Annotated in this window: 12 protein-coding genes; 5 read left to right on the top strand and 7 right to left on the bottom strand. The window is 59.6% G+C overall.

From position 1 onward, the window contains the following. The first annotated feature begins 280 nt into the window (after nucleotides 1-280). From BW995_RS07830 to BW995_RS07820, 4 genes are all read left to right on the top strand, one after another. On the top strand, nucleotides 281-652 hold the full coding sequence (locus tag BW995_RS07830; protein WP_076399580.1) for a CidA/LrgA family protein: 372 nt from the start codon (nucleotides 281-283) through the stop codon (nucleotides 650-652). Then, nucleotides 649-1389 carry an LrgB family protein gene (locus tag BW995_RS07825; RefSeq protein ID WP_076399579.1) on the top strand — a complete coding sequence of 247 codons (741 nt, stop codon included), beginning with the start codon at nucleotides 649-651 and terminating at the stop codon, nucleotides 1387-1389. Before BW995_RS07830 ends, BW995_RS07825 begins: the two co-directional genes overlap by 4 nt. Before the next feature lie 156 nt (nucleotides 1390-1545). Beyond that, a complete protein-coding gene (locus BW995_RS20750) occupies nucleotides 1546-1719 on the top strand; it encodes a hypothetical protein (RefSeq protein WP_175617014.1) in 174 nt (57 codons plus the stop codon). Nucleotides 1720-2048: 329 nt separating this feature from the next. Then, nucleotides 2049-2342: a hypothetical protein gene (locus tag BW995_RS07820; RefSeq protein ID WP_076399578.1), complete on the top strand. Its 294-nt coding sequence runs from the start codon at nucleotides 2049-2051 to the stop codon at nucleotides 2340-2342. 20 nt (nucleotides 2343-2362) lie between these two features. On the opposite strand, the gene BW995_RS07815 is transcribed toward BW995_RS07820, so the two are convergent. Beyond that, nucleotides 2363-3193, bottom strand: coding sequence for an EF-hand domain-containing protein (locus tag BW995_RS07815; protein ID WP_076399577.1), 831 nt, complete (start codon nucleotides 3191-3193; stop codon nucleotides 2363-2365). Nucleotides 3194-3467: 274 nt separating this feature from the next. Between BW995_RS07815 and BW995_RS07810 the strand changes: the two genes are divergently transcribed. Beyond that, nucleotides 3468-6284, top strand: coding sequence for an ATP-dependent DNA helicase (locus BW995_RS07810; RefSeq protein ID WP_084194660.1), 2817 nt, complete (start codon nucleotides 3468-3470; stop codon nucleotides 6282-6284). Between the two features lie 183 nt (nucleotides 6285-6467). Here the strand turns inward: BW995_RS07810 and BW995_RS07805 are convergent, their stop codons facing one another. From BW995_RS07805 to BW995_RS07780, 6 genes are all read right to left on the bottom strand, one after another. After that, complete coding sequence (locus BW995_RS07805; RefSeq protein ID WP_076399576.1) at nucleotides 6468-6950, bottom strand: periplasmic heavy metal sensor; 483 nt, start codon at nucleotides 6948-6950, stop codon at nucleotides 6468-6470. Continuing rightward, nucleotides 6947-7570, bottom strand: a complete 624-nt coding sequence (locus BW995_RS07800; protein WP_076399575.1) for a hypothetical protein — start codon at nucleotides 7568-7570, stop codon at nucleotides 6947-6949. The genes BW995_RS07805 and BW995_RS07800 overlap by 4 nt, the downstream gene beginning before the upstream one ends. A 12-nt stretch (nucleotides 7571-7582) precedes the next feature. Further along, nucleotides 7583-8176 carry an RNA polymerase sigma factor gene (locus BW995_RS07795; protein WP_076399574.1) on the bottom strand — a complete coding sequence of 198 codons (594 nt, stop codon included), beginning with the start codon at nucleotides 8174-8176 and terminating at the stop codon, nucleotides 7583-7585. 636 nt (nucleotides 8177-8812) lie between these two features. Next, complete coding sequence (locus tag BW995_RS07790) at nucleotides 8813-9724, bottom strand: flagellin (RefSeq protein ID WP_076399573.1); 912 nt, start codon at nucleotides 9722-9724, stop codon at nucleotides 8813-8815. A gap of 28 nt (nucleotides 9725-9752) precedes the next feature. Then, nucleotides 9753-11507: a flagellar hook-associated protein FlgK gene (gene flgK, locus BW995_RS07785; protein ID WP_076399572.1), complete on the bottom strand. Its 1755-nt coding sequence runs from the start codon at nucleotides 11505-11507 to the stop codon at nucleotides 9753-9755. Between the two features lie 44 nt (nucleotides 11508-11551). Then, complete coding sequence (locus tag BW995_RS07780; RefSeq protein WP_139332809.1) at nucleotides 11552-12076, bottom strand: hypothetical protein; 525 nt, start codon at nucleotides 12074-12076, stop codon at nucleotides 11552-11554. Between the last annotated feature and the right edge of the window lie 42 nt (nucleotides 12077-12118).

Below are 12118 nucleotides of genomic sequence, written 5' to 3'. Positions count from 1 at the left end.
CATCGTTCCGAAACCGCTCACCGTGTCCGCCAGACCATTGTCACAATCGGCTAACCCGTTGAACTTCCCGGCGTTTTCAGCGTCGTTGCCGTCGCCCTCATCGTCGGGAGGCGCTTTGTACTGCTGCAGACCAACACCGTCAACACCTTTTTTCAAAAAAGTTCAAATCGCCCAAAAAGCACCCTCCAAACGAGGGAACCCTCAGCGACTTTTCATAGCCGAACTTCGGGCTTACCCTGAGGCCTGCGTACTTCCTTATTGCTGCTGAAAGCACGGCACGATGATTCATGCTCTTTTAGGCCTCCTCGGCTGCCAGTTGGCGGGCGAAGTAATATGCCGACTGACCGGCCTGCCTGTTCCCGGCCCTGTTCTGGGGTTGGTTCTGATGGTGATCTTTTTGCTGATCCGTCGCTCGGTTCCGGCATCGGTCGAAACGGCGGCGCAGACTCTGCTGTCTCACTTGTCCCTGCTGTTTGTTCCTGCCGGGGTCGGGATTGTCTCGCACCTCCATCGCGTCAGGGACGAATGGCTGCCCCTGTCCGTGGCCCTTGTGCTGTCCACGGCCATCACCATTGCGGTGACAGCCCTGACGTTTCACATCATCCAGAAGATGCTCGGTCGGCGGTCAGCGTCACAGGAGACACCACAATGAGCCCACACCTGCCAAACGATCAGGCGGTCACTCAGCTATGGGTGTACCTGCAAGCCAGTTCCCTGTGGTGGCTGATGGCAACCCTGCTGGCCTATGCCATTGGCGTCGCCCTGCACGCGGCAGCACGGAAAAATCCCCTGGTGAACCCGGTTGGCATCGCCGCCACCCTGATTGTGTGCCTGCTGTTGCTGACCGATACCAGCTATGAACGCTACTTCTCTGGTGCCCAGTTCGTCCATTTCCTGTTGGGCCCGGCCACGGTCGCGCTGGCCATTCCGCTGTACCATAACCGGGAACGCGTCCGCCAGGCCCTGATCCCGATGACCGTCGCCCTGCTGGTCGGCTCGTTGACCGGGGCCGTTTCTGTGGTTGCGATCGCCGCAGCTCTGGGAGCCAGCCGCGAGACATTGCTGTCCTTGGCCTCCAAATCGGTCACATCTCCCATTGCGATGGCGATTACGGAACAGATTGGCGGTATCCCTTCGCTTACGGCAGCGATGGTCATTTTGACCGGCGTCATCGGAGCAATGATTGCCAGCCCACTGCTGACTGCCCTGCGCCTGAAAGACCCTCTGGCCGGCGGTGTTGCCGTCGGGGTAGCCGCCCATGGGATTGGCACGGCTCGTGCCTTTCAAATCAGTCCGTTAATGGGGACTTTTGCAGGCATTGCCATGGGCTTGAACGGGTTGCTCACGGCCATTCTTGTACCCTTGTTATTCAGCATCACCCAAAAATAGCTCAATGGACGAAGCGCAACATTCGCCAGACACAGGAAATCCCACCCAAGATACTCAAGTATCACACCACAAACCTTTGCGCCCATGACGGGTGGCGCGGTTTTTGTCATAAAAAGCGGGTCATGTTTGATGTCTCACTGAACAGGATGGTCAGCCATGCAGAATCGCGATGCCCTTTCACTGGCTCGGGAAACTCGCCGCCACGCTGAAGCGTTCCATGATGTCGTTCGGCGCTTTGAGCACGAAATGCCGGACCATCTTGATCGCTTTCATCAATCACTGGCCGCCCTGAAGGCCACCCGGGCCACATACCTCAAATCGTTGCAGTAATTGCACAACACCAAACAAAAAACGCCGGAAACGGCATCACAATAATCAAATAAAAAAATTATGGTTATTGTGATGCCGATGGGTTTTTAGGTATTTTTACCCAAAATGGTGTTTGACTTGCGCTGTAATCAAAATTACATTCCGCGCACGGATTAGGTTAGCCATACCTAATACTGATTAAAACCGGCTATCGATAATCAAATAAGCAGTTCAGGAACGTAGCATTATCGAAAAAAGATGATGCGCGTCGACGAGTCACGCCGAGAGGCCAAATAAAAACATCACACGATCCACTCCCTCCACACTTTTGCTGTTTACAGGACTCCCCCATGCCCTCCGACGACATTGTTTTTCTGGCCCGTGAAACGCGCCGGCATGCTGAGGCTTTTCATGACGTCGTTCGGCGCTTTGGGCAGGAAATGCCGGAACACCTGGATCGGTTCCACGAAGCAATGGTGGCTTTTCGCTCTACGGCAGCGAAACTGAAAGCCTCACAAGATTGTCCGCCTGGCGAGTTTCTCTCGCCAGGGGATCGTCGGTCGCAGATCACACCGACCGGCAGCACAGGGCAGCAGGATCAGGCATCCGCACAAAGAACCAGAGCGGAACTGGTCGCGCCCTGAACAGCAAAGCCCCCGCCTGTTCAGGCGGCGGTCGCTTGCTGGGATGTGCCCGAAACTTCGTTGAATTGCAACAAAGTCCCCAGCATACCGCTGCTGAGGCGGCCCATGCCGGAATTCTGGGCAGCAGCCCTTTCTTCGGCCGAAACAACCCCGTCTTCGTTGGTATCCAGCGGGTCATAGCTTTCGCTGCTTCCCGAGCCACTGCTGGCGGAGGCACTGCTGGACTCGCTGCTGCTGGACGAGGACGACGTGCTGTCGGTACTCGTCGAAGAGCTGTCTTCGCTGGTAGTGGTCTCTTCGGCAGGCGGCGGAGGCGGGGGCATGTCTCCAGCCATGCTACTGGTGACAGCTTCGCTTTCGTCACTGCTGATCGAACCGTCGCCATCGCTGTCCAGCGCATCGAACATCGCGGCAATATCGCTATCGCTAAGCGTACCTTCGCTGTCGGCCGACGACACCGCCGTCGAAAACTCGCTTTCGCTGACGACACCATCCCCATCAGTGTCCATCGAGCTGATCAGATCAGACTCGCTGTCACTCTCGGTGTCGCTTTCGCTGCTGGAGGTCGCGCTTTCCTGCGCCGACAGCAACGCACTGCCGGTCATCGGGCTCATCATCGAGCCGAATGAAGAAAACTCTTCCTGTGACAGACTACCGTCACCATCGGTGTCCAGGGCCGTAAACTGGCTGGCAGCCGCCGATTCATTGGCCGCCGAATTGGCTTGAACATTGTTCAGTGCCTGCAACAGCGCATCTTGCGACGTTGCGGTTTTGCTGTCCTTGCTGGTGCTTGATGAAAACAGCGAGCTGTATTCATAAGGACTGGTGGACGAGGTCAATGATGAGACCATGGTGTGTATCCTTGTCCCTGAAAAACACCCCTTGCCTCTGACGCCTGACAGGCCGCAGCTGAAACAAGGGGTATCTACGTTCCACGGACGACAGGACATTTCCTGGCGAGCAATCCCGCCCTCACCTGTCAGGACAGGGGTGAAAAACGATGATTCCGTTTTCCCGGGTAATTCTGGTTTCACATCAGGCTGATCGGCGTGAACCTACGGTTTTCCTGCCTGTTGCCTGCAAAAACCGGTGCCCACTTTTCCGCTGATGCATTAAGGTCTGCTCATGACCGACGAAGCTTCACCCCCCTCGCTGTTTTCCGGCCCGGCAGCGGCATCCTCCCGCCCGGCGGCTCCGATTGGCGACGCCAGAATTGTTCTGCCCAATGTCCCCGTGATTGTCGGAGGACTGAGGCGGGCGGCTGTCTTCACCCCTGACGGTGAGCTGGACACCCTTGCGCCTGCCGCTGCAGCCCGCATGGCACGAGGCGCGCACCCGATTGTCTGCCACATGCCAGCCACCGCCACCCGGCTGGGCTGCGCCCCGTTTTATGCGCATGATGTGCTGGAGCTGTTTGCCTTTGCCCGCCCGGCCCGCTTTTGCCTGCCGACGCCGCGTGGCCTGTGCAGTGCACTCGCCCTCACCATTCCGAACGGACTGGAAGAAGAAGCCCAGGCGCTGATCGCCTGCGTCCGGGCGTTGCTGGTCGAAATCAGCCAGTTCCATCGTCGGGATGCGACAATGGCCCGTGGAACGGCGTGGGCGATGGCCCGTGGTGGCTGGGGGTGGGGCAACAGCGTGCTGGCAGCCCTGGGCGTCCATGGTGAAATGCCGCACCGGACCAACGTCGCCGCCGGTTTCCGCGTCTGGGACCATCTGCCGGAAATCAACGACTTTTACCCCGACGCCCCACCGGCCAATCAGCCGGTCTCCGCCGCCGAGGCCCGTGCCCGTCTGGCCGAGTTGCTGGGGGACAACGCCGAGGCCCGTCCGCAACAGGCTGACTTTTCCGCCGCCCTGACCGCCGCCTTTGCGCCACGCGACCAGCAGGGCACACCGCACATGGTGCTGGCCGAGGCCGGAACCGGTACCGGCAAGACTCTCGGCTATATTGCTCCGGCCAGCGTCTGGGCCGAGAAAAACGAAGGCTGCGTCTGGGTTTCAACCTACACCCGCAACCTGCAACGCCAACTCGACAGCGAACTGGACCGTCTGCACAGCGATCCGATTGAAAAAGCCCGCAAGGTGGTGATCCGCAAAGGGCGCGAAAATTATCTGTGCCTGTTGAACATGGAAGAAGCGGTCAGCCGTCTGGGGGCAGACCCCCGGCAAGCCATTGCGCTTGGCCTGATGGCCCGTTGGGCGATCAACAGCCGCGATGGCGACATGGTCGGCGGCGATTTTCCCGGCTGGCTGACCGAAGTGGTCGGGCGCGCGGCCACCGTCGAGCTGATGGATCGGCGCGGCGAATGCCTGTTCACCGCCTGCACCCACTACAACAAGTGCTTCATCGAACGGGCGGTGCGCAAATCCCGCCGCGCCCGCATCGTGGTTGCCAACCATGCACTGGTGATGGTGCAGGCAGCCCAAGGCGGTATTGAAGACGGCAGCCTGCCCACCCGCTTTGTGTTTGACGAAGGCCATCATGTTTTCGATGCCGCCGACAGCGCCTTCTCCGCCCATCTCAGTGGCGGCGAAACCGCCGAATTGCGCCGCTGGTTGCTGGGGGCAGAAGAAAACGGGCGATCCCGCGCCCGCGGCCTGCGCCGTCGGGCCGAAGACCTGATCACCAGCGACAACGACGCCATTGATGCGATGGATGCCATTTTGCAGGCCGCAACCTGCCTGCCCGGCCCGTTATGGAACACCCGCCTGCTGGACGGCATGCCACACGGGCCAACCGAACGGTTCCTGGCGCTGGTCCGGGCCCAGATTTATGCCCGCTGCCCCGATGCCAGCGGCCCGTATTCGCTGGAAACGGAGACCGATCCGCCCGTTCCCGACCTGCTGGAAGCCGCCGTTGAGCTGGAACATGCCCTGGAGATTCTCTGCACTCCCACGCAGGCGATGATCAAGGCCCTGACCACCCGCCTTGACACTCAGGCCGACGAGCTTGATGCCGCCATGCGGTTGCGGATTGAAAGCCTGACCCGTTCGCTGGAACGGCGCATCCTGCAACCGTTGACCGCGTGGCGGGCGATGCTCGATGCCCTGACCGAACAGACTCCGGATGACTTTGTGGACTGGTTCAGTGTCGATCGCATCGACGGCCGCGATCTGGATGTCGGGATGCATCGGCACTGGGTAGACCCGACGGTTCCCTTTGCCAAGTCCGTCGCCGAAGCCGCTCATGGTCTGGTGATCACCTCGGCAACGTTGCGCGATGGCTCGGGGGATGCGGAACGGGACTGGCAGGCCGCCGAAGCCCGCAGCGGCGGCATTCATTTGCCGTCTCCGCCGGTGCGCTCGGTCGTTGCATCCCCCTTCCCCTATCCCGACATCACCCGTGTGTTGGTGGTCAGCGATGTGCGTAAGGATGATCTGGCGCAGGTCGCCGCGGCTTATCGCGAACTGTTCCTTGCCGCCAACGGGGGCGGGCTGGGATTGTTCACCGCCATTTCCCGCCTGCGGGCTGTGCATCAGCGCATTGCTCCGGCACTGGATGATGCCGAGATTCCGTTATATGCACAACATGTCGATGGTATGGATGTCTCGACTCTGGTCGATATCTTCCGTGCCGAACGCCATTCCTGCCTGTTGGGGACCGATGCCGTGCGGGATGGGGTTGATGTTCCCGGTGACTCCTTGCGTCTGATCGTCTTTGACCGCGTGCCGTGGCCGCGCCCGGACATTCTGCACAAGGCCCGCCGCAACGCCTTTGGCGGACGCAGCTATGATGACCGGCTGGCCCGTCTGAAGCTGAAGCAGGCGTTCGGACGACTGGTCCGCCGCAGCGGCGACCGGGGGGTGTTTGTCCTGCTCGATCCGATGATGCCCAGCCGCCTGCACGGTGCGTTCCCCGAGGGCGTTTCTGTCGAACGCGTCGGTCTGGCCGAGGCCGTGCGCCTCACCCGACAATTTTTCCAGCAGCAAAACAGCTGATCAACCGGACCAGTGCACGTTAGAGCATTTTCAAGTTGACTGTTGACGGTCAACGGCTCGGAAAATGCGGCACTGAAAACGTAGAGCGTTTTCGCTCAGTGTGAAAACGCTCTAAAGCATAAAGCCCCCAGACAGGCTTCATCCCGTCTGGGGGCTTTGAATGTCTGCAAAAAGAGACGGCTTTTACCGTGGCGGCGGCCCCATTGGTCCCATACGTAAATGCTGGCTGGATGCCTCGAGAACCTTTTGACGATCGGCTGTCGGCAAGCGTTGAAGCAGTTCGATCATGACCTGCTGCGCCTGCGTGGTCAGCATCGCGTCCCACTTCTGGGCTTCGGCCAAAGCATCCTGCACCGCTGCCATGTCCACGGTGTCACCCTTGGCCGCATCAATTGCCTTCCGCCGGGCCGCCATCAGGTTATCGATCACCGCATGGAACGACGATCTGTTCCGCTGCAAAATCTCATCCCGCACAACGGCCCCCTCGGGGCTGAGGATCTGGTCAAGCTCGCGCGGCGACAACAACGGCCCACGAATGGGATCGGTCCCACCGCCTCCCCCAAAGGGCGGAGGCGGTGGCCGCATGATAAAGAAGGAACTGATTGCGCCAAAGGCGAAGAGATTCAAGGCCACCGATATCATCAGGGCCGCTTTCAAGCGCGTCATTCCCATTCCCCTGAGGCCCCGTCAGCCGGTGCCCCCAAAGCCAAGGATGCGGTCTGGGTCGAGAAGCCCAACGAAAGTACCTGCTCCAGTGAGGGGGACTGGGAATTCGGCAAAGCATGCTGCACCACCGCCCCGGAGACAATACCCAACACCAGCGATGCCGCCAGCGCCGCAGCGGGCACCCACAGGGCTTTGCGACGGAGGATATCCGCCGAAATCCAGCGCATGCCTCGCGGTGAGACCAGAGTCTCGTCAACAGATCGAGTGTCGGGAATGCTGGCTTCCGCTGCGGTCGTGGCGGCGGCAGGGAACGGAATCGCTGCCATAATGGTCGCAACAGACGTGGCATTCACAGGCACGGCTTCATCAGCCGCAGCGGGCGGGAAAGGGATGGCATCGAGGATCCGGTTGCGCAACGACGGCGACGGTGGAGGGCACTCCATCGCCTGCATCAGCAGGATGTCAAGGTCACGCGCTTCCGCAAACATTTCCTGAGCCTCGGCCGAAACTTTCAGCAATGCAACAGCAGCCGCTCGGTCCAGGTCGGGCCAGCGGGTCGTATCAGCCCCATAAGCATCCAGAATAGCCTGAAAACGGCTAAGGGTAATGCGGTGTTCCATGTCGGGTTCTCCCTATGGTTCGCCACGCAGGTCCGCTATCTGGTCCTGCAACTGTACACGCAGACTTCGCCGGGCACGGGAGAGAAGACTTTCCACCGCTTCCACCGAAACCTCCATGATCTCTGCCGCCTCGATGTTGGTAAGCCCTTGATAATGACATAACGTCAGCGCCATCCGTTGCCGTTCTGGCAGGTTGGCCAAGGCCTTGTCCACCACATGCGACACTCTGCTCGATTGCAGGGTTTTCTCTGCATCGTGCCGTTCATCAGCAACATCTCCGGCATCATCCAGACTGGATTCCCGCCGCTTGCGCAGCCGGTCCCGACACAGGTTGATGGTCACGGTGTGCAGCCAGGTCGAGAACAGGGCCTGCCCCGGTCGCCACCCAACGGCGTGCTGCCAAACTTTCAGGAAAACTTCCTGTGCCACATCCTCGGCATCGGCAGAATTGCCAAGCACCCGATATGCCACAGCGGTAACCCTGTTCAGGTGACGACCCACCAGCATCTCACACGCAGAACGGTCCCCTTGCCCGACAAGCAGGACCAGATCTGCATCTGGATCGGTTACTGATCGTTCAGCCGAACCGGCCACACCATCCTCCATACACGCTTACACGATCCAAAGCATAAAATCCGTCGCATATCAGCAAGACTTTTTTTGTGCCGCCATCCTGCCCCCCTTCTGGACCAGCCTGCGTTCAATGTGACGCAGGCACGCTGATCCAGCCTTTTGATCTGTCGCAGTGGTAGCGCGCAAAACCGGAACCACTTTTGCGCTCACTGCTCTTCTCATCTGTCGCAGTGATAACGCACAAAACCGGAACCACTTTTGCGCTCACTGCTCTGGATAATCAGGGAGTGTTCAGCAAACAGGTTAGGGCAGTCTTAACATCAAGCGCGAACAGGGGGCGATTGAAATTATCGCCCTGCAAAAACCGGCCACAGGACAACCTATAAGGCGCGAATACAGAACATAAATTACTTATGCAGGGATCAGAAAGCGAAAGGGCGCCGTCCATTCCCGACCGGGATGGACGGCGCCCTTGATAAGAAAACAGCCCGACGTGTTTTCACGATGAGCAAAAACGCTTCTGGCTTTTGATGCCGCAGTCTCCGGGAGACGACAATCCCTCGTGCCAGCCTACCTCTTAAAGCGTTTTCACACCGAGCGAAAACGCTCTTCCCTTTCAGGGCCGCATTTTCCGAGCCGTTGACCGGAGACGGTCAACTTGAAAATGCTCTAAAGATAATCAAGCAGCGACAATCCCTGAACCGTCGCGATTGACGAGTACGATGCCTTAAGCTGCGTTTCATAAGCGGACAGCTGGGTGGCCACGGCAGCAACATCAACCTGGCTGACATCCGTAATGGACGTGCCCAGCGTGCTTTGCAGCGACTCCTCACGATACTCGGCATCTTCGACCCGCGAAGCACTGATCGACAGACTGGCCTGCACCACTGTCAAACCGTTCAGCGCCTCACTGGCCAGATCATAGGCTTCGGACAGGGCATCGCTATCAACCGGATCGGTGCTCATGGTCGCGGCAATTTTCGCCGCCCGAATGGCTTTTTCGACCGCTTCGGAATTCCCCGTCGTGCCATAGGTGATGGTCTGGTCCGTGCCCAGACGGACCGATGGCAGGTCGCTGGTGCCGGAATAATAGGATGTATCCTCGGACGACGGAATCGACGGCGTCCCCAACACGCTCAGATCAACCGGAGCCGAGGTGGTTGCGGTCCCGCCAAACAGATAACGGCCTTCGTATTTGGTGTTCAACAGTTGTTGCAGGCTGCTGAGCACGGACTCACCTTCCTGCGCCAGCTCGTCTTCGGAACCGCTGGAGGTCGAGGCCGAGCTGAGATAGGTGCGCAACTCGGTCATCAGGTCAACCATGTCATCGACGGCGCTATACATCACATCAATGCGGGACGATGCCGTGCTCAGACCGCTCGAGACCTCGAGGCTGGCGCTATACGATGACTGCAGGTTCAACAGGCGGGTGGTATCTCCCGCGTCCAGATCGGCATAGCTAGAAGACACCAGACCGCTCGCCTGCTGCGTCGTTTTTTCTGCCATCCGGGACTGCAGCTTGAGCGAGGAGTCCAGCAATTTGGAATTCAGGGCATAGGTTGCAACGCGCGCCAGCATCATAAACTCTCCTTGTTTACCCAGCCAAACCTCAGGTCGACTTCACTGCAGTCAGCAAATCGTCGAACATGCTGTTCAGGGCTTCGATCAGACTGGCCGCCGTCGCATAGGCGTTTTCCAGCTGGGAGATCAGGGCGTTTTCTTCATCAAGATTGACGCCGCTCTGCGAAGACAGGGCTTCGGACTGGGTCGTATAGCGGGTTTCGGCCGATGCCAGTTTGCTTTCACTGCTGTCGACCGACGTCGACACATCGCTCAGGATGCCCGAGGCATAGGACGACAACGACGTGGTCATCGCCGACATGTTCCCCGCCGCATCAAAGGTCGTTTCCCCCGACAGGGCATCGGCCAGCGCCGTGGCAACAGAGCCATCACCGGCAGCCACACCGATTTCACCAACGGTCAGCGTCGAGGAGTCGGACAACGCCCCAACGGCGAATGCACTGCTGTCCTCGGCAATCCGTGACGACAGGGAAATATCGGATGCACCGGTTCCGGTCAGCAGATCGTTCAGGCCAAAGAACATCGACATGTTCTCGCTGTCGGTCCCCATCGTCCCGTCCATCGCCCCGATACTGACCCCCATGTCGGTATCATCCGCCGAGATCACCAGATGCCCGTCAGAGTCCAGCGAGGCAGAAATGCCGCCCATGCCATCAATGTCGGCAATCAGGTCATCAATCGTGCTGTAGGAGCTGAGATCAAAATCCTGATATTCATCAACCTCGCCATCGCTGTTCAGCACAGCCACACGCACGGTCCCGCTGCCATCGACAGCATCCGTCCCCGCAACGGTTGCCGTTCCGGTCAGGCTGTTTGGTGCAGGCAAGGAGGTGCCGGTATTGGACACCGAATTCAGGGCGGTCATCAGCGACGTTGCCAACTGATCCAGCTCGTCCTGCACCGCAGGCAGGTCTTCGTCGCGCAGCTGCAACAGACCGCCGATCGCGCCGGAATTGATATTGCTGGTAATATCGATGCTGCCGACCGTGATCCCCGACAGGTTGGTCGGATAGCTCACGCCCGAGTTCAGGGTGCCTGCCGAATTAAAGCTGAGTTCGTGAACCTGACTGTCCACCAGCGGGATACCGTTGTCGGTATAGACCTTCATCGCCCCGTTGCTGTCGGTAAAATAGCTGACCTCCATATTTTCGGAGATGCTCTGCAGGGCGGTATAGCGCTGGTCTTCCAGGTTGGAGGTATCAAGGCCACGCGCCTGACCGCTGACAATCTGCTCGTTCAGGCTGTCGATGGTGTTCAGCGCACTGTTCACCGTATCGACGGCGGCGTCGATATCGCTGTCCGCCTGCGACCGCAACTGCTGCACCGATGCCGAGGTGGTGCGCAGCTGCGAGGCCGCATCGTCCACCGCCCCCAGCACCTGAGCCACCAGCGTATCGCTTTCCGGCGTATCGGCCAGCGACCGCAACGAGCTTTCCAGATCATCAATCATGCTGGACAGGCTGCTGCCGGTGGTGCCGTCGCTGTCGATGGTGCCCATGGCATCGCCAAGGCTGCTCATGTACGACGCCACCACCTCGGCCGAGCCGAGGGTGGAACTGGCCTTGACCACCGACTTGACCATGCTGCTGCTGGCGGTCGAGGTAACGCTGCTGACCGTCACCCCGGTTCCGTAAGACCCGCTGTTGGTGGCCGTCAGGTTGGCAACCTTGCGCGTATAGCCGTCGGTGTCGGCATTGGCGATATTGTTCGAACTCACCGACATCTGCGACTGAATGGTCATCAGCGCACTGTTTGCTGCGCTATAGGCGATACGCATGGACATGGCTGCCGTCCTCCCCTTTTGCTGCGCGTAGAACGAAAAACGCGTTAAACGTCGAGGGAGCGGCCATAATCGACAAAGTGCGCCCGCAGGGCCTGCACGTTGCCGTAATCACCGCGATAACCCGAATGGTCTTCGGCAATTTTGGTCCGCAGGGCATTCATCACCTGATCAATGCGCTGCTGGCTGGCACTGAGGGCTGCCTCCAGACGGGCGGCGTTTTCCACCGCCAGCGACCGCAGGGTGGTCCCCAGCCCCTGCAACTGCTCCACCTGACCGGCTGGCAGCGGCGGCGCCCCCCGACGCAGCAACTGGCGGTACAGGGCGCGGAAGGCAACCTGCAGCTTTTCCTTGCGATCGGTGGTCTCGACCGCCGCAGCCGGCAGACCCCGGCGCAACGCATCGTTCTCACTGGCCACCAGATCATGCAGCTCGCGCATGACGCGGATCAGGTCATCAATCGTCGGCTGGGCAAAGGTTGCCACCGAAGCAGCCCGCTCGGCGCTGGCACCCGCCCCTCGAACAGGGCGGGAAGAGCGAACGGCACGATTAACAGAAGCGGTGCGGCTCATGGTTCTGGTCCCTTTCTTTGGGAGGGGAAGATCGCCAGCCTT

The sequence above is a fragment of the Insolitispirillum peregrinum genome (assembly GCF_900156605.1).
In the GTDB taxonomy this organism is placed as follows: Bacteria; Pseudomonadota; Alphaproteobacteria; order Rhodospirillales; family Rhodospirillaceae; genus Insolitispirillum; species Insolitispirillum peregrinum.
The sequence above is the reverse complement of the archived record's forward strand: the minus strand, read 5'-3'. Positions and strand labels throughout refer to the sequence as shown.